At 54.7% G+C, this 18860-nt stretch carries 17 protein-coding genes; 4 read left to right on the top strand and 13 right to left on the bottom strand.

The annotated features are described in order from the left end of the window. Positions 1–5: 5 nt before the first annotated feature. The 8 genes from pnp to rimP form a co-directional block, all read right to left on the bottom strand. Positions 6–2156: a polyribonucleotide nucleotidyltransferase gene (gene pnp / locus GM557_RS02300; protein ID WP_155572793.1), complete on the bottom strand. Its 2151-nt coding sequence runs from the start codon at positions 2154–2156 to the stop codon at positions 6–8. A 197-nt stretch (positions 2157–2353) separates the two neighbouring features. Continuing rightward, positions 2354–2623, bottom strand: coding sequence for a 30S ribosomal protein S15 (rpsO, locus tag GM557_RS02295; protein ID WP_155572792.1), 270 nt, complete (start codon positions 2621–2623; stop codon positions 2354–2356). Continuing rightward, positions 2607–3581 carry a tRNA pseudouridine(55) synthase TruB gene (gene truB / locus GM557_RS02290; protein WP_155572791.1) on the bottom strand — a complete coding sequence of 325 codons (975 nt, stop codon included), beginning with the start codon at positions 3579–3581 and terminating at the stop codon, positions 2607–2609. Before truB ends, rpsO begins: the two co-directional genes overlap by 17 nt. 8 nt (positions 3582–3589) lie before the next feature. Next, complete coding sequence (gene rbfA, locus GM557_RS02285; RefSeq protein ID WP_155572790.1) at positions 3590–4045, bottom strand: 30S ribosome-binding factor RbfA; 456 nt, start codon at positions 4043–4045, stop codon at positions 3590–3592. Further along, positions 4042–6768: a translation initiation factor IF-2 gene (infB, locus tag GM557_RS02280; protein ID WP_155572789.1), complete on the bottom strand. Its 2727-nt coding sequence runs from the start codon at positions 6766–6768 to the stop codon at positions 4042–4044. Before infB ends, rbfA begins: the two co-directional genes overlap by 4 nt. Before the next feature lie 16 nt (positions 6769–6784). Then, positions 6785–7474 carry a DUF448 domain-containing protein gene (locus GM557_RS02275; RefSeq protein WP_155572788.1) on the bottom strand — a complete coding sequence of 230 codons (690 nt, stop codon included), beginning with the start codon at positions 7472–7474 and terminating at the stop codon, positions 6785–6787. Further along, the gene (gene nusA, locus GM557_RS02270) at positions 7425–8993 is read right to left on the bottom strand and encodes a transcription termination factor NusA (protein ID WP_155572787.1); all 1569 of its coding nucleotides are present in this window, start codon (positions 8991–8993) and stop codon (positions 7425–7427) included. The genes GM557_RS02275 and nusA overlap by 50 nt, the downstream gene beginning before the upstream one ends. 34 nt (positions 8994–9027) lie before the next feature. Beyond that, positions 9028–9609 (bottom strand): ribosome maturation factor RimP, encoded by a 582-nt coding sequence (gene rimP, locus GM557_RS02265; protein ID WP_266137622.1) that lies wholly within the window; start codon positions 9607–9609, stop codon positions 9028–9030. Between the two features lie 275 nt (positions 9610–9884). Here rimP and GM557_RS02260 point away from each other — a divergent pair, with 275 nt between their 5' ends. Beyond that, on the top strand, positions 9885–11123 hold the full coding sequence (locus GM557_RS02260; protein WP_155572785.1) for an ATP-dependent Clp protease ATP-binding subunit: 1239 nt from the start codon (positions 9885–9887) through the stop codon (positions 11121–11123). Further along, entirely contained in the window at positions 11120–12079 is a 960-nt protein-coding gene (locus GM557_RS02255; RefSeq protein ID WP_155572784.1) for a hypothetical protein, read from the top strand. Before GM557_RS02260 ends, GM557_RS02255 begins: the two co-directional genes overlap by 4 nt. A gap of 21 nt (positions 12080–12100) precedes the next feature. Here GM557_RS02255 and GM557_RS02250 read toward each other — a convergent pair whose 3' ends face one another. Beyond that, positions 12101–13687 carry an ABC transporter substrate-binding protein/permease gene (locus GM557_RS02250; RefSeq protein ID WP_155573459.1) on the bottom strand — a complete coding sequence of 529 codons (1587 nt, stop codon included), beginning with the start codon at positions 13685–13687 and terminating at the stop codon, positions 12101–12103. 20 nt (positions 13688–13707) lie between these two features. After that, complete coding sequence (locus GM557_RS02245) at positions 13708–14451, bottom strand: amino acid ABC transporter ATP-binding protein (protein WP_370513412.1); 744 nt, start codon at positions 14449–14451, stop codon at positions 13708–13710. Between the two features lie 185 nt (positions 14452–14636). On the opposite strand from GM557_RS02245, the gene ccmA reads away from it, so the two are divergent. Further along, positions 14637–15962, top strand: a complete 1326-nt coding sequence (ccmA, locus tag GM557_RS02240) for a heme ABC exporter ATP-binding protein CcmA (RefSeq protein WP_155572782.1) — start codon at positions 14637–14639, stop codon at positions 15960–15962. 59 nt (positions 15963–16021) lie between these two features. Here the strand turns inward: ccmA and accC are convergent, their stop codons facing one another. Genes accC through aroQ form a run of 3 tightly spaced genes read right to left on the bottom strand, consistent with a single transcriptional unit; the run spans position 16022 to position 18278 of the window. Next, positions 16022–17374 carry an acetyl-CoA carboxylase biotin carboxylase subunit gene (gene accC / locus GM557_RS02235; RefSeq protein WP_155572781.1) on the bottom strand — a complete coding sequence of 451 codons (1353 nt, stop codon included), beginning with the start codon at positions 17372–17374 and terminating at the stop codon, positions 16022–16024. Next, complete coding sequence (locus GM557_RS02230; protein ID WP_155572780.1) at positions 17374–17832, bottom strand: acetyl-CoA carboxylase biotin carboxyl carrier protein subunit; 459 nt, start codon at positions 17830–17832, stop codon at positions 17374–17376. Before GM557_RS02230 ends, accC begins: the two co-directional genes overlap by 1 nt. Next, positions 17829–18278, bottom strand: a complete 450-nt coding sequence (gene aroQ / locus GM557_RS02225; RefSeq protein WP_155573458.1) for a type II 3-dehydroquinate dehydratase — start codon at positions 18276–18278, stop codon at positions 17829–17831. The genes GM557_RS02230 and aroQ overlap by 4 nt, the downstream gene beginning before the upstream one ends. Positions 18279–18432: 154 nt before the next feature. Here aroQ and GM557_RS08990 point away from each other — a divergent pair, with 154 nt between their 5' ends. Further along, on the top strand, positions 18433–18843 hold the full coding sequence (locus tag GM557_RS08990) for a septal ring lytic transglycosylase RlpA family protein (protein ID WP_155572779.1): 411 nt from the start codon (positions 18433–18435) through the stop codon (positions 18841–18843). The last annotated feature ends 17 nt before the right edge of the window (positions 18844–18860 follow it).

Below are 18860 nucleotides of genomic sequence, written 5' to 3'. Positions count from 1 at the left end.
AAAACTCACTCCGCATCACGGCGTGGACGACCCGGCTTAGCACCGACAGTCTCGGTAATATCCTCACCAGTCTCTTGGTCCACAACCCGCATGGAGAGCTTTACCTTACCACGGTCATCAAAGCCAATCACCTTGACCTTAACAGCATCACCTTGCTTGACGACATCCGTCGTCCGCCCTACGCGCCCCTCAGCAAGCTCAGAAATATGTACTAAACCATCTTTAGGACCAAGGAAGTTAACAAACGCGCCAAAATCAGCCGTCTTAACAACTTTACCGTCATAAATCCGGCCAATTTCTGGCTCTGCTACAATGCCCTCAATCCGGCTAATGGCTTTTTGCGCCTGCTCATCATTGGCAGCGGCGATCTTAATGACGCCATCATCCCCGATATCGACCTTCGCACCGGAATATTCAACAATCTCGCGAATAACTTTTCCACCCGAGCCGATTACATCGCGAATCTTCGCCACAGGCACCGTCATCGTGGTAATTTTCGGCGCATTACCGGCAACATCTGTCCGGCCTTCAGCCAGAGCCTTGCTCATTTCGCCGAGAATATGCAATCGCCCTTCCCGCGCCTGCTCCAAGGCAACCTTCATAATCTCTGGCGTAATGGAGGTAATCTTGATGTCCATCTGCAAGGCTGTCACACCCTCAGACGTCCCTGCCACCTTGAAGTCCATATCCCCAAGATGATCCTCATCACCCAAAATGTCCGTCAGCACAGCATGGCCGCGCTCTTCTTTAATCAGACCCATCGCAATCCCTGCCACAGGGCGCGGCATCGGCACACCCGCATCCATCAGGGAGAGAGAGGTCCCGCACACAGTCGCCATGGAGGAGGAGCCGTTACTCTCTGTAATTTCAGAGACAACACGCAATGTATAAGGGAACTCCTCCTTAGAAGGAAGAAGCGGATTAATCGCACGCCATGCCAACTTACCATGGCCAATCTCGCGCCGCCCCGGTGAACCCATACGACCACATTCCCCAACGGAGAAAGGCGGGAAGTTGTAATGCAGCATAAAACGGGAGCGATATTCCCCCTCCAACGCATCAATCACCTGCTCATCTTGGCCCGTGCCCAAGGTCGCCACAACAAGAGCCTGCGTCTCCCCACGGGTAAAGAGAGCCGACCCATGAGAGCGCGGCAGCACACCAACTTCCGCCATGATAGGACGCACTGTCTTTGTATCGCGACCATCAATACGGATGCCGGTCTTTAAGATGGCACCACGCACCACCTGCGCTTCCAAATCCTTAATCATCGGTTTAGCAAGCTCGGGGTCGAAGCCTTCTTCCTCCAGCGTTGCAACAATCTTCTCACGCGCCGCAGAGACCTTCTCCACACGCGCTTGCTTGCTGCGCTCCTTATAGGCTTCGGCAATCAGCTTATTACCTACCTTATCAACACGCTTGCGCAGAGCCACTTCCTCTTTGGAAATCTCCGGCAAATCCCACGGTGCGCGTGCCGCATGCTCGGCAAGGTCAATAATCGCGTCAATCACAGGTTGGAAGGCCGTATGGCCCAGCATGACGGCCTCAAGCATCTCCTCCTCGGAGAGCTCTTGCGCCTCAGACTCAACCATCAACACGCCTTCAGCCGTCCCTGCTACAACGAGGTCCAAACTGCTATCAGTCACCTCGCTCAGGGTCGGATTGACAACAAATTTGCCATCAAGACGACCAATGCGCGCAGCCCCAACCGGACCAAAGAAAGGAATACCCGACAATGTCAATGCCGCAGAACAACCGATGAGCGAAACCAGAGCCGGATCATTCTCCATATCATGGCTTAAAACAGTCGCCACGACCTGTACTTCGTTACGGAAATTATCCGGGAAAAGCGGACGAATCGGACGATCGATTAAGCGCGATGTCAGCACTTCATTCTCAGAAGGACGCCCCTCCCGCTTGAAGAACCCACCCGGAATCTTCCCCGCGGCGTAAGCTTTCTCCTGATAATTCACTGTCAGAGGGAAGAAATCCTGCCCCGGCTTTACCGTCTTAGCCCCTACAGCGGTACATAACACGACTGTATCGCCATAAGTAACCATGACCGCACCATCAGCCTGACGAGCAATCTTCCCCGTCTCGAACACTAGCGGACGGCCCGCCCACTCAATCTCTTTGCGGAAATAATTATCAAACATTCTGTCTTCCTCCGGAAGCAATTCTAAAAAGCCCTGCTCGCCCCAGTCTTGAACAGCGTTTCGGACGGCATGGCGGAGATGATGCACCAACGCACCATGACACCATGTGGCCTGAAACGCCGAAAAAACGTTCCCTGGCGGCTATAATGCAAGGCCAAAACCCGGAGAGAGTTCCCCTCCGGGCCATGGATGAAATCTCAGCGGCGCAGGCCGAGACGTTCAATCAGCGTCTTATAACGCTCATCACTCTTACGCTTTAGATAATCCAACAGCGCGCGGCGGCGACCAACAAGCATCAACAACCCACGGCGGGAGTGGAAGTCCTTTTTATGGGTCTTCATATGCTCGGTAAGATTCACAATCCGCTCGGTCAGCAAGGCAACCTGCACTTCCGGGGAGCCTGTATCATCCTCAGCACGGCGATATTCAGCAATAAGCTGGCTGCGGCGTTCAGCAGTGATCGACATCGTGTTCTCCAAAAAACAAATGGTTTTCCAACATTCTGACTGCCCGTAACCGCCCTTCAGCCGCCCGGCACAGCCCGATAACATGCCCCCCTACCGTAACCCGCCACAATGGAACATCCTCCATATTAGCAGGCACGTCCCCTTCAAGATGAACCAACGTCACCGCTTGCCCACAAATCAGGGCCTTCCCCTCTGCTTCTGTAACGGCCAACGCCGGGATGTCGACCAGCGCGGTCGCCGCATCCAGCAAAGGAACCGGAAGGGCATATGCCTTGTCTCTAGTTTTGGCCGATTTGTCTAGTGCTAACTGCTCAATCTCATAAGCATGAGAGAGATCAAACGGCCCACATTTCGTCCGCCGCAAGACCGAGATATGCCCTACCGTGCCACAAGCTAGAGCAATATCCCGTGCTAAAGAGCGCATATAAACACCCTTGCCCGACTGCACCTCGAACACAGCTGTATCCGCATCTGGCCGCTCAATCAGCGTAATCGAATCGATCCGCGCTGGGCGAGGCGGCAAATCTGGTGGGCGACCTGCACGGGCTAGGTCGTAAGCACGTTGCCCCCCCACACGCAGGGCAGAAAACACAGGCGGCACCTGCATCACATCCCCACATAATGCAGGAAGAACAGCCCGTATCTCCTCATCAGATGGCCGTTTATCAGAGCGCGCAAGGACCTCGCCCTCACGGTCATCCGTTGTACGGCTTTCCCCAAAAGATAACGTAAAGCGATACCGCTTTGTCGCATCCATAATATAAGGAATCGTGCTCGTGGCCTTACCAAAAGCAATAGGCAAAACGCCAGAAGCCAACGGGTCCAGCGTCCCCCCATGCCCGGCTTTACGCCCATCAAAAAGGCGTAACACCCGGCTTACCATCGCTGTAGAGCTCGGCCCTAATGGCTTATCAAGAATCAACCAGCCATGTATATCGCGCCCTGTCTTACGCGCCATAACGCGCCTTATTCTGCATCATCAGAATTAGACGAACCACGGCCCCCAGCCTTTAAATCACGCTGAACCTCTGGAGAACGCAGAATCGTTTCCACCTCCATAGCATGCTCTAACGATATATCAGGCTGAAAATGCAGTTCCGGCACAGTCCGCAACCGCAACGCAGTGGCAAGACGCTTACGCAAAAAGGGCGCGACACGTTTTAACGCAGGCAAAACAGCCTCGACATCATCACGCCCCAACCGGGTTACAAACACCGTTGCATGACGAAAATCCGGCGAGACACGCACTTCCGTCACCGTGATGGTAACGCCGTAAAGCTCCGGGTCCCGGAACTCCGTCCGCGCGAACACATCCGCCAAGACATGTCGCACCTCCTCCGCAACGCGAAGTTGGCGCGTACTCGGCCCGACAGGATTTTCACCTGCCGGGGTTAACAAATCAAAGGATGATCGTTTCTTCAAGCGGGAATCTCTTCCATCTCAAAACATTCCACAACATCACCCTCGCGCAGGTCATTATACCCTGCGAAGGAAAGACCACACTCATAGTTATGAGCCACTTCGCGGACATCATCCTTAAAGCGTTTCAGCTGGCTTAGCTCACCCTCATGGATGACCACATTGTCGCGCAACAGCCGCACGCCACAGCCGCGCTTGACAACACCTTCCGTCACATAACAACCAGCGACCTTACCCACCTTGGTAATATTAAAGACCTGACGAATCTCCGCATAACCAAGGAACTTCTCACGATGTTTCGGCGCGATGCGGCCTTTAACCAGCGTCTCCACATCATCAGCCACCTGATAAATGATGGAGTAATAGCGAATATCCACACCATCACGCTGGGCCAGCTCACGCGCCTGCACTGTAGCACGCACATTGAAGGCAATAATCACAGCATTGGAGGCTTTAGCAAGCTGCACGTCACTCTCGGTGATTTGCCCCACAGTGGCATTCAGCACACGCACAGCCACTTCCTCATGAGACAACTTCTCGACCGTTGCTTGAATCGCCTCAGCAGAGCCTTGCACATCGGCTTTGACGACCAAAGCCACTTCCTTCTGCTCGCCTGCTTGAATCCGCGCCAACATCTGGTCCAGCGTGCCACGCGCTGCCACCTGCATCGCCGCAACCTTCTCTTGCGCCTTACGCTGGCGGAACGCGCTAATCTCACGCGCCCGATTCTCACTATCGACAACAACAAAAGGTGCCCCGGCATCAGGCACACCGCTCATCCCCAAAATCTCTACAGGGACAGACGGACCAGCCTTTTTAATCTGCTTGCCGTGGTCATCCAACAAGGCACGAACACGGCCCCAATGCGCACCGGCAACCACAATATCCGTCCGGTTGAGCGTCCCCTTCTGCACGAGAACAGTCGCAACAGAGCCACGACCACGGTCCAAACGGCTCTCAATCACGGCACCCTCTGCAATGCGATTCGGGTTCGCCTTCAGGTCCAAAATCTCAGCTTGCAGAAGGATAGCCTCTAAGAGTTTATCCAACCCCTCCCGCTTAAGCGCAGAAACCTCAACCTCCTGCGTATCACCGCTCATGCTCTCAAGCACAATCTCGTGGTTTAGCAGCTCAGTCCGCACACGGTCTGGATTCGCACCAGGCTTATCAATCTTGTTAATCGCCACAATAATCGGCGCATTAGCAGCCTTGGCATGCTTGATAGCCTCAATCGTCTGCGGCATCACGCCATCATCCGCGGCTACAACCAACACCACAATATCCGTCACAGAGGCACCACGCGCCCGCATGGAGGTAAAGGCTTCATGGCCCGGCGTGTCGATGAAGGTCACCTTCTGCCCAGAAGGCACCGTTACCTGATACGCCCCGATATGCTGAGTAATCCCCCCAGCCTCACCATGAGCCACATCCGTGGTCCGCAACGCATCCAGCAAGGAGGTCTTCCCATGGTCAACATGGCCCATCACCGTCACAACCGGCGGACGCGGCTTCATGTCCTCTGGTTTATCCTCAATGCCCTCAATGCCAAGCTCAACATCGCTATCAGCCACACGCTTAATGCGATGCCCGAACTCACTCACAACAAGCTCAGCGGTATCACCATCAATGCTCTGAGCCGCAGTAGCCATCACGCCCATCTTCATAAGCGTCTTGATAACTTCACCCTGACGAGCAGCCATACGGTTTGCTAGCTCACCTACTGTGATAGTCTCCGGCACCGTCACATCGCGCACAACACGCACTTGGTCAGAGCGCAAACGCTCCAACTCCGCCTGCCGCCGTTCCCGGTCCCGCTGACGGCGAACAGAGGCCAGAGAACGTGTCTTACCATCATCACCCTCAATGGCAGCCCGCACATCAATCCGACCAGAGCGACGATCCTGCCCTGCCCCACCACGACGCGGTGAAGAAGAACGACGGGATTGCGTGGTCGAACGCCGCGCACCACCCCCGCCGCCACCGCGACGTGAAGGCGTAGCAGCCTCATCGTCCCCAGCTGCCGCCGCAGCGGCCCGACCACGCAGATGCAATGTCTCATTACCACTCGGCCGGGCCGCCGCAGACCGCGAAGACGCCGCCGGAGTATTCACCGGACGACTCGGCATAATGGCACGCTCTGCCAAAGGCCGCAGCCGCTTCGTCGGCTCTGCTAGTTGAACGCCACCCGCTGTAGAGCTTGTTAAAGGAGGGGGAACTTGCTCCGCCGCTTCCTTACGCCGTGCAGCCGCCTCGGCCTTGCGTGCTTTTTCTTCTTCCGCACGCGCCCGTGCTTCTTGCTCCGCTGCAGCGCGTTGGCTTTCGGCCTCAGCTTTCTTACGAGCTTCTTCCTCAGCAGCGGAGCGAATACGAATCTTCTCTGCTTCGCGACGAGCTTCTTCTTCCGCCTCACGCCGTGCCGCTGCTTCAGCTAGAACGCGCTGCCGCTTCTCTTGCTCGGAGGCTGTCAGGCCCCGCACACCAGTCGCGCCGCGGCCACCACGCCCGCCACTGGCATTACTGCGTTTAGGCTTACGCACCTCAACACGGACCTCCTTAGAGCGTCCATGGCTAAAACTCTGCCTAACAGAGCCTGCCTCTACCGTCCGCCCAACTTCCTTACGGCCCGCAGGACGCAGGGAAAGGCGACCAGAGCTCTTGCTCTGCCCTTCTTTAGGGGTTGCCCCTTTTGGAGTGTCATTCTGGTTGCGCTCGTTGCCGTCGCTCATAGTCTCTGCCTGTCCCTTACTGCCCTATCTCAGGGCCGGGAGGTGTACATTCTGCCACCCCCGCAAATCTCTTATATTCCGCCTTCACCCGCTCCGCCAGCGCACCGGGGGACATCACCGCATAAACGGCACGCTCCCGCCCAAATGACGCTGCCAAAACATGGCCCGGCACCCAGACCACCGGAAGCTCCCGATGCCCTGAAAGCAGACGGGCCACCTCATCCTGACTCGCACCTGCTGCACAAATAACTACCCCGACTCTACCGGCGACTATACGTTCCCGGCATTTCTGAAATCCACACACCGATTCACCAGCACGTCGCCCCAGACTGATACCATCCAGAAGACGCTTTGCCAAACCATCCCTTACAGATTCTATAAGAGATGCGGGCACGTCCACCTTTTGCCGAGCCGCCCGCGCAAAAAAACGCGGTAATTGCGGGTCCTCCAACACGGCACGCTCTGCACGCAGCCACATCCCCCGCCCCGGCAAGCGCGCAGCGAGGTCCGCTACGATTTGCCCCTCCGGCCCGATGACAAACCGTACCATATGTTGCGGCTCATCATGGGTGCGCGTTACTAGACAACGCCGCTGGGAAGGGGCACGCCGCCCCTTCCCAATAGGGCCGTCATCAACATCATCAAAGTTATGTTCCTCAGCCGTGATCGGACGCTCCTTCAGCCTTGGCTCCGTCTCCGGCCTCATGCGTAGAAGCCCCTTCATCATCAAACCAATGCGCACGCGCTGCCATGATAATCTCGTTAGCCTCGGCTTCCTCCAGCGGCTCATCACCACCTAGAAGTTCGATCAACTCATCAGCAGCGAGGTCGGCAAGATCATCCAATGTTTTGATGCCTTTCTCCCCCAGCTCCACAAGGACCTGAAGGGAGAATACATTCAGCGCAACGAGATCATCTGTAACACCAAGCTCACGGCGGCGTTCATCCAAGGCACGCTCGCGCCCTGCAAGATAATCATTCGCACGCGCCATCAGCTCCTCAGCGACCGATTCATCAAAGCCTTCAATATCATGAAGCTCCGCAGGGTCAGCATAGGCGAGGTCCTCAACCGAATGATAACCCTCCGTCACCAACAAGCCAGCAATCACATCATCTACATCAAGCTCATCAACAAACTGGCTGCTGCGCTTACGGAACTCCTCTTGCCTGCGCTCCGATTCTTCAGCCTCTGTAAGGATGTCGATATCCCACCGGGTCAACTGGCTAGCCAGACGCACATTCTGCCCACGCCGCCCAATAGCGAGAGAGAGCTGCTCATCCGGCACGACAACCTCTACGCGCCCAGCATCTTCATCCATCACCACCTTGGTTACTTCCGCAGGGGCAAGAGCATTCACAACAAATGTCGCTGCCTGTGCGCTCCAAGGGATGATGTCAATCTTCTCGCCCTGCAATTCCGCCACAACGGCCTGCACGCGCGAGCCACGCATCCCAACACATGCCCCCACCGGGTCAATTGAGGCATCGCGTGATTCAACAGCCATCTTAGCACGGGACCCCGGATCACGCGCTACGGCTTTAATCTCGATAATCCCGTCATAAATCTCCGGCACTTCCTGAGCAAAAAGCTTTGCTAAGAAACCCGGATGCGTCCGAGAGAGGAAAATCTGTGGCCCGCGTGGCTCATCGCGCACATCATAAATATAAGCGCGAATCCGGTCGGAATTATGAAAAGATTCGCGCTGAATCAGCTCATCCCGGCGCAAAAGCCCTTCCGCATGACCGCCAAGCTCGACCATCAGATTCCCATATTCTGTCTGCTTAACCGTCCCGTTAACAACCTCGCCAACGCGGTCTTTAAACTCATCATATTGGCGTTTGCGCTCATATTCCCGCACACGCTGAACAATAACCTGCTTGGCTGTCTGCGCAGCAATACGCCCAAAATCAATCGGCGGGAGTGGGTCAACAATAAACTCCCCTACCTGGATTTCCGGCTTAATCTTTTGAGCAATCCGCAAGGGGATTTGCGCATCTTCATTCTCGACCGTCTCAACAACTTCCGTCCATCGGCTTAGGCGCACCTCACCGCTTTTACGGTCGATCGTGGCACGAATATCTTTCTCATGCCCATATTTCGCACGGCCAGCCTTTTGGATGGCTTGCTCCATAGCCTCTAGCACTTGCTCACGATCGATATTCTTCTCTCGCGAGACAGCATCAGCAACTAACAGCAATTCGGGACGGGTAACAGATGTGTCCATCAGGTCGGACCTCCAGCCAGCATAAGACGGGTCATCAGCTCTTTCTCCCCGGCTTTTTGGGTTTCAACTTCGGTGCGCGGCGGGGCTTACTGCCCGCCTCATCTTCCGGCACTATACCAGCAAGTGCGGCACTTGCCTCAATTAACTCATCGGTCAAAACGAGGCGTGCTTTACGCATATCGTCTAACGGCAAGGCAACATCCTGCCCATCATCAAGACGGAGCAAACCACACTCATCTTGCATGCCAAGCACAATACCCGCAAAACGCTTCCGCCCCTCTATCGGGGTATCAAGCTCCACCTTAGCAAGATGACCAGCAAAACGCTCCCAATCCTTCGCACGGGTGAGTGGGCGGTCTATCCCTGCGGAGGAGACCTCTAACATCCATGCCCCCGGTATGGGGTCATCCACATCCAGCACCGCACCAACTGCATGGCTGATTTGCTCACAATCATCAACGCTGATGAGCGAACCATCAGCACGATCAGCCATAACCTGCACGGTTGGCGTCTCATGCCCTAGGACGGAAAGCCGCACGAGCTCATAGCCCATATCCAGCAAAGTCGGGGCGATACGTTCGGCAATACGCGCCTCTAACCCACTAAGACGGCGAATCCCGTGCGTGGATTCCCCCTCATATGATGGGGCTGCTTGGCCGGCAATCTCCGGCGATGTGGAAAAATGATCCAAAACAAAAAAGGCGGCCCAACCGGGCCACCCCCCAAAAGAACGGAAAGTGATAACATCTCTCTAGATACGACAGAGCCACAAGTGATGCAAGCTTTTCTCATACCCTCCTCCCCCCTTTCCTCTTTCTCACGCTTCCCATAAAACCATAGGCTGTAGGAATATACTTGGCCTTAAAGAATAAGCGTGAGCGATATAAGCATATGATGAAATCTCTCCTCCTTTGGCTTTCGCGCATGATGCCGCTTATGATGGCCCTTTTCCTGCTACTGGCTCTCATACAGCTTGGCCTTCTATTCCACACCGCACCCTTAGCCATTATCCATACAGGCTATAAAATACTCGACCATGGCCGCCCCTTTTATAGCCCTCTAGCCTGCATTACCTTGGCCCTCTCTTTAGGGGGGATACTCTATTATCTGTCTGTCGAGCGGTTAGCCCAGCATGGCCTATTCCATCGCAAAACACCGCTAACCCTTCTCCTTGGGTATTTAATCAATACCAAAGCCTATGAGAAAACCGCCATCCGCTTGCAGCAAGATTCTAGCTTTAATGCAGAGGAACTCGCAACAACGCTGCAAACGCGCGTCATTGGCCATGATGATATTTGTGAGGAGATTAGCCAGCAATTACGCCGGCGTCTTAGCCTCCATAATAGAACACAACCTGTCGGCGTTTTTCTGTTTAGTGGCCCGCCCAGTACAGGCAAAACACATCTTGCCCGCCAACTTGCTCTCCAAACAGCGCGCCCCCTCGTGCCGTTTGATATGCAAAAACTCACCCCCACGGGGGCAGAGCCTCCCATCGCACAGCCCCCCACTTATGGGCTGACTTTTTTAAATGACCTCGCCACCACCCTCAGGGCACAACCCGATGCCCTCATCCTCCTCAATGGGGTCGAATATACCCCTCCGGAAATCGGCAATGCTCTTATCTCAGCATGGATGGATGGATACATCCCTGACCCCATCACGGGCAAACATATCCCGACAACACAATCTATCTTTATCCTCACAACCTCGCTTCATAGCGCGTTGGAGCCTGCAAATCCCTCTCCCACACCCACAGAGCAGGTAATTCCCCCACTCCTACTCGGGCATGTGGACCGTAGCTTCACCTTCCACCCCCTTACACGCGCCAGCCTTACACGCATTGCCGCCTTGGAGGCCGAAAGGCTCATCCGCAATTATGGCCTCACGGTGGAAGCGGGCGGGATTGACCCATCCCTTTTCAGCCAGCCCTTACAAAAGCACTATAATGCCCAAGAGATAACCAATGCCCATGGCGTCCGCCGCCTTATCGAAGATATGTTAAGCGATGCCCTCATCACCGCTCAGCAACAAAATTACACCCATATTCATCTCCTCTCCAGCCCAACAGGGGCTTTAAGCATCCACCCCAGCAACGGCCCGCAAACCCGTATGAACAAGGCTCGTTTATGACCCGCTTTTGCTCTGCTTTTTCTGCCCTATGGCGTCATGCTCCCCTATGGCGGCTTTGTGTATGCTTATGCGGTATTAGCATCGCTTTGGCTGTTTTCTTCCCCACTCATACCCTTACAAAGCTCGCCCCATGGCTGCCCAACCATGCCCTAGAGACAGCATCTCAGCCCAACAACACACATAACACCGCCTTGAGACCGCAAGCCTCTAACTCCGGGTCAGCCGCATCCCACCCTATGCCTGTTCATCTACAATATCCTGACTTAGCAGAAACTATCACAGGCCATATTACACTCGGTAATCACACACTTTTACTCCCCCATGGGGCATGGCATCCTGTTCTAGCTGCCCAAATCACCGATAATTCCCCTTATTCCTTTCTCGCTTTAATCCGCACAGAGCTAGGGGCAGTGACGGGGATCCTCATCGCCCAAGCAACCGAGCAACCCATCCCGCTAGAGCAAGTTATGGCGGAGACTGATGTGTGTCATGATGACCGCAACTACCTCAATAACACACTCACCACAGCACAAGCCGTAGAGGATTGCGCCGCCCTGCGTCTCATCACTTTGCACGGCCCCACACCCAGCGACAGCCCTTTCACCAACGAGGCGATTGCACGGCTTAACGTCATGGGTTTTCCAATTCCGCCCCTCTTTGTGACGGCGCAATGGCGGCATATCGAAGCAACAAATGACGGCAGGGCCCAAGTCGGCACGATAGATTTCCTCATCCCGCCCTTAAACCCACAAACACATCAACTCCTTGCTCCACCGCCCGCTTGGTTGAAGGATGCGTTGCCCTCCCACCCTGTATCAGCCCATTTTGTCGCACGAATGAAAAAATGGCTCCCACAATGGCAGAACATCTTACAAGCCAGTTTTGAAGACCAACTAGATGATACGGCCCTCCCCGCTGGGGCCTTACGAGACCCCATGGCGGGCAATGAGCATTAGATTCCCTCTCGCCGTAAAAGCTTAATGATGCCCTTTAGACACCACCCGCCCCATGCGCTTTTCCGCCATGCGGGCGAGGCGGACAAAAGGTAACCCGACCAACAAATACGCTAGAGCGACCAAAAGCCCCGTCCCAATATAATCATAATAGGTCGAGGAGAGCCGGATATAAGTCTGGCTCAACTCCGTTAGAGTAATGACCGAGACGAGCGAACTATCCTTTAAGAGCGCGATAAAATCATTCGTCATGACCGGGACAACCGTGCGAAAAGCCTGCGGAACAATCACCAAACGCAACGCTTGCCGATGGGTCATATTCAGCGCAATGGCCGCTTCCATCTGCCCACGCGGCACAGAGAGCAAGCCCGCACGGTAATTCTCTGCCTCATACGCAGCGTAATTCAGCCCCAAAGCCAACACACCCGCCGCGAAGGGCGATAATTTCACACCAAACGCAGGCAGGCCATAAAAGATAAATAAAACTTGGATCAAAAGCGGCGTGCCACGCACAACCTCCACATACACACCCGCGACCCACCGCAAAGGGGCCAGACCATAGGCACGGGCTAGAGCCAAAACCAACCCAAAAGCGACCGCTAACACCATCGCAAGGGCCGATACGGCAAGCGTCATCAAAGCCCCACGCGCAATAAGGGGCAAGAAGCTGCTATAACGCTGCACCATCGCTTGGAGACCACTGCCAGACATACGCTCCATCGTCTGACGATACCCCGTCCATGCCGTTGGCTGGGTAGAGGAGACACTATGGTCTCCCGTATAATCGGCCATTTGTGGCGTCCACAGATTCCAACGCGCGAGAATCTGATGCAACGTCCCATCGCTCATCAATGTGCCTAAAGCGGCATCAACAGCATCACGCAAGCCAGGATTATCCTTGGCAAACGCAATCCCATACGCCACACGGCCAATCGGCGGCCCTACGAGCTTTAAATCATCAGAGCAATAATAAAGGGCTATCGGCTCATCAATCAAAATCGCATCAAGCCGCCCATTCTTCAGGTCGGAGAAAAGATTAGTCTCCTCATCATAAGAGCGCACATTCGCCGGGTCGTGGTCCAGCAATAACCGCTCCGCCGCAGTACTCTTAATTGTGCCAACAACATGCCCTTTAAGGGCCGCCACACTCTCCAACCCCGTCTCACTCTTCCGTAGGACAATCCGGTCCACCGTCACGTAATAAGGGCGTGAAAATAACACCGCCTCCTTATGCTCCGGCGTCATCTCAATCCCATCTATAACCAACGCATAAAGGTCACGCCCAAGGCCGGGAATAAGCCCATCCCACCCATTTTGCACAAACCGCCCCTGGCGGCCTAGCCGAGGGGCCAAAGCCTGCATCAGATCATATTCAAACCCTGTCATCCGCCCTTCATGCGCAGGGTCGTGGAACACATAAGGGACATTCGCCTCCCCGTCCGAGGCCCAAGGCAAGTCCTGCTCATTACGTGCCCCCGGCACATGCAGCCCTGCAACAGATGGCTGCTCTGTCGCTGTTGCTGCTGCCCCATCTGCCCACGCTACAGAGCCACCAACGAACAGCCCAGTCCATAGCACAAGGCCAGCTGCCCATAATAAGACGCGTTTCATGCGCACCACGCCCTTATCCTTCACAATAATGTTCGCAGAAAACGCCGCGTCCCCGCCTCACGCGGATTAGCGAAAATCACATCCGGGTCGCCACTCTCAACAATCTGCCCAGCCTCCATAAATAACACCCTATCAGAGGCAGCACGGGCAAAGCGCATATCATGCGTTACAACAAGCTGAGTCATTCCCTCTGCATCCAATGCCCGCATGACCGACAACACCTCCTCTGAGAGTTCCGGGTCCAACGCAGAGGTTGGCTCATCATAGAGCATGACAGAAGGCTTCATAGCCAAAGCCCGCGCAATGGCAGCACGCTGCTGCTGCCCACCAGAGAGACGATCAGGATACCGCCCCTTCACAGCGGATAGACCCACTTTCTCCAACAACTCGCAGGCAATTTTATGAGCCGTGCCTTCCTCTAATCCTTTCACCTGCATCGGTGCGAGCATGACATTCTCCAACACCGTACGGTGGGGGAATAAATTGAAGGACTGAAACACCATCCCCACATGGCTCCGCAACCGATGAGCTTGCGCCTCATCCGCCCGCCGCCATGCCCCATGGCTGGCAAGCTTCACATTCTCCACCTGCACATCGCCCGCATCAGGATGTTCTAAAAAGTTCAGGCATCGCAAAAAGGTCGATTTTCCACAACCGGATGGCCCGATGATGGAAATCAACTCCCCACGCTCCACCTCTAGCGAAATCCCCCGCAGAATCTCATTCCCGCTAAAGGATTTGACGATATTACTCGCCTTTAACACCCAATCAGTCAGTTCAGAACGTCCTTCCCCACGCTACATTGTGGCGTTACCGCCTTGTAGTCATTCATCATGTGCCTTCATAACCATAAGAGCCCTTCCAGCAAAACAGGCTTTCCTATATTTTTCATCGATCAGCATCATTTTCTTCCTACCCTCTGGGTACACGCTCCACATGAAACACCCTCATGCACCCTACACCCCTCTTATCATTAGACCATATCCAACTGACCCGTGCAGGGCGGTGCCTCATCAACGACCTCTCTGGTCAGCTATACCCCGGTGATGCCCTTACCCTTATCGGGCCTAATGGCGTTGGTAAATCCTCCTTTCTACGGCTGATTGCTGGGCTTTGCCCACCCACACAAGGGACACTCACCCGCACAGCCAATATCGCATGGCTAGGGACGGACAATGCCCTCAAACCCACCCTTACTGTAGAGCAAAATCTCCGCCTCTTTACCCCCCACCCAATAACAGCCCTGCATGAGGCCCTCACACACTTAGCCTTAACCCCTTTGCTCAACTGCCCGGTACGTTTGCTTTCATACGGGCAAAAACGCCGGGTGGGACTCGCCCGACTCTTACTCACTAACGCGCCCCTTTGGCTCCTTGATGAACCCACTCATGGGCTGGATGCCCAAAGCCTCGCCCTCTTTAACACCATCATCGCCACACATCGCGCCCAAGGGGGCTGCGTGATGGCTGCCTCACATAATCCGCTCCTCCTCCCCCATAGCCACATACTCACACTCGGTACAGCAACACACAGCATAACACCCGCCCCACTCTCCTCCCGCCTTCATATTGCACCACTCCTGCCGCAACATATTCATGAGGGGCCAAAACACCCCGTTCATCCTTTTCTACACCATCTCCGCCGCGAGTTCTGGCTGGCTCTCTCTCATCGGCGGGACGGCATTGCTGGGCTGGGCTTTCTCATCATATGCTGCATGCTCTTTGCGCTCGCACTCGGCCCCGCCCCAGCGCGCCTCCAACAGGTTGGGCCGGGCATTTTATGGGTCTGCCTCTTGCTCGCAAGCCTCTTACCGCTGGAACGTCTTTATAACGCTGATGCGGAAGATGGCTCTTTAGACCTCTTACGCATGCGCCTCTCCCCTACTTTTATTGCCCTTGGTAAAATCATCAGCCATTGGGTCACCAGCAGCCTTCCCCTGCTGCTTATCACACCTTTAATGGCCCTTTTCTTCCAGCTCTCGCTCTCATCCCTGCCCCGCCTTATCCTCAGCATGACCCTCGGCAGCCTCACCTTAGCCTTCCTCGGTGGCATGACAGCGGCTATCACCCTAGGGGCACGGCAGAACAGCCTTCTCCTACCCATCCTCACCCTCCCGCTTATGGCCCCAAGCCTCATTTTCGGCACGTTAGCTTGCACAATGCCACCGGGACCTGCCAACCATGCCACGTTAAGCCTTTTGGCAGCCTTCTTCCTCCTCAGCGTCCCCCTCTGCCCTTTTATCGCGGGGTTAAGCTTACGCGATGCTCAATCTTAAGCATAAAAAAGGCCGTCCCTCATAAAGGAACGGCCTTTCCAACATAATACACTGCAAAATTAGTGGTTATTCTGCATCTTATCGACAAAGTTCTCCAGCCAGTGGATGGTATAATCCCCTTTTTGGAACTCCGGGTCCGCTAATATCTTCTGATGCAGTGGAATGACCGTTTTCACCCCTTCTACAACACACTCTGTCAAAGCGCGCTTCATACGAGCAATCGCTTGCTCCCGCGTTGGGGCATGGACGATCAATTTCGCAATCATGCTATCGTAATAAGGCGGAACCTTATAGCCGGAGAAGATAGCACTATCCATGCGTACCCCTAACCCACCAGGCGCGTGAAAGACCTTCACTTTACCTGGATTCGGCACAAAGCTCATCGGGTCCTCAGCATTGATGCGACATTCAATCGCATGGCCGGACATTACAATGTCCTCTTGCCGGTACCCGAGCTTTTCTCCCGCTGCAACGCGGATTTGCTCTCTTACCAAATCCACATCACACACCATCTCTGTAACAGGATGCTCCACCTGCAGACGGGTATTCATCTCAATAAAGCAAAATTGCCCATCTTGATAAAGGAACTCCAACGTCCCCGCATTGCGATACCTCATACGCGAGAGTGCATCGGTAACGGTCTTACCAATCTCATTACGTTGCTCTGGTGTAATGACGGGCGAGCCTGCTTCTTCCAGCAATTTTTGGTGACGCCGCTGCAAGGAACAATCACGCTCCCCAAAATGCACAACATTGCCGTGCGTATCACCCATAATCTGAAGCTCAATATGACGCGGCTTATCGAGATATTTCTCTAAATAAACCTCATCATTGCCAAAAGCGGCCCGTGCTTCTGTCCGGGCAACACTCCATGCTTCTTCAATCTCATCAGCCGTTTGGGCAACTTTCATCCCTCGGCCACCACCGCCTGCTGCGGCTTTGATGAGGACAGGATACCCCACACGCTCAGCCACCTCACGCGCTTCCTCAAGGCTAGCCAACGCCCCATCAGACCCCGGCACAAGCGGCACACCAAGGGCCTCCATCGTGGTCTTAGCGGTGATTTTATCCCCCATCATGCGAATATGCTCAGCCGTTGGACCGATGAAGGCAATACCATGCTCCTCCACCGTTTCCGCAAACTCAGCATTCTCAGAGAGGAAGCCATAACCGGGGTGAATCGCCTCCGCCCCAGTAATCGTCGCTGCAGAAAGAATCGCCGCCACATTCAGATAGGAATCACGAGAGCTCGGCGGGCCAATGCAGACAGCCTCATCCGCCAAACGGACATGCATAGCATCGGCATCAGCTGTGGAATGTACCGCCACCGTCTTGATGCCCATCTCCCGACAGGCACGCAATACACGCAACGCGATCTCGCCACGATTGGCGATTAGAATCTTGGAAAACATTACTCAATAATCGCCAATGCAGCCCCAAACTCAACCGGCTCCCCAGATGCCACACAGTAACGGACTAGCTTACCGGCACGCGGAGCCTTAATCTGGTTAAAGGTTTTCATAGCTTCAATGAGCATAATGGTCTGCCCCGCAGCAACCTGCGCGCCCTCTTGTACAAAAGGCGGGGAGGATGGATCTGGCGTAAGATAAGCCACACCCACCATCGGGCTAGGCACCGCGCCAGGATGAGAGGATAAATCCGCAGGCGGGGCCTCGGCCTTCTCCGCCGCAGGGGCCGCTACCGCTGCCGGGGCTCCCACAGCCGCGGGGGCCGCAGCCTGCACGCTTACATTACGCGCAACACGAAGGCGGCTATCACCCTCGGACACTTCAATTTCAGTCAGGCCTGTATCAGTTAAGATATCAGCAAGTGCCCGAATGGCCTCCTTATCCACGAGCATACGGCTCATCCTTCATCCTCAATTATATCTGCCACCGCCTGCAGGGCATGGGCATAACCACGTATCCCCAACCCGCAGATAACGCCACGGGCTGCCTGAGAAACATACGTTTGATGACGAAATGCTTCCCGGCGATGAATGTTAGACATATGCACCTCAATCACCGGCAACTCAACGGCTAAAAGCGCATCAAGTAAAGCAATTGACGTATGCCCATAAGCCGCAGGATTGATGACTATGCCACTTGCACGGCCACGACACTCCTGCACCCACGATACTAGCTCCCCCTCACCATTGGTCTGGCGAAAATCAATCGTTACATCCAGCCGTTCCGCTGCTTGTAAGCAGAGCTGCTCCACATCATCCAGTGTTGCAGCACCATATATCTCAGGCTGTCTCAGCCCTAGCATATTTAGGTTCGGTCCATTTAGGACAACAATAAGAGGTCGCTTCATCCGGACGGCTGATAGCATCTTCATATTCCCTAGGTAAAGACACTCTTTTCCATATTACCCTAAAGGCAAAATACCCAACCCTATATCGCAAACCTAGCCCTTGGCCTTCATTTGTGAGAAAAACACGCCATCTTCAACAGCCACAAGGCTTATAATGCCAACTATACAACACAATTTTTTACCCAAAACCACCCTTTGCCTCTGCCTAGCCTTTCTCCCCCTCATCTCGACTGCTATCGCCGCCCCTTTTACAGAAAGCGGCGATGCAAGCTGGTATGGCGGCAAAAAATTCGTCGGTAAACGGACCGCAAGCGGAGAGCGATTACGCCCAGACGCCATGACAGCCGCTCACCCTACATTACCCTTAGGCACTAAAATACGCGTCACCTCATCCGTAACCGGCCGCTCCGTCATTGTTCGGGTTAATGATCGCGGCCCCTATAATAGTGATCGAATCATCGACCTCTCCAAAGGAGCCGCTAGGAAAATCGGCATCCTCCATAACGGCGTTGGCCCTGTTACAATCACCACATTGCCAGACGACGAGAGAAAAAAGCGAGAATAGCAAGATAACGAGAGAAC

This window comes from Bombella sp. ESL0385 (assembly GCF_009725755.1).
In the GTDB taxonomy this organism is placed as follows: Bacteria; Pseudomonadota; Alphaproteobacteria; order Acetobacterales; family Acetobacteraceae; genus Bombella; species Bombella pollinis.
The sequence above is the reverse complement of the archived record's forward strand: the minus strand, read 5'-3'. Positions and strand labels throughout refer to the sequence as shown.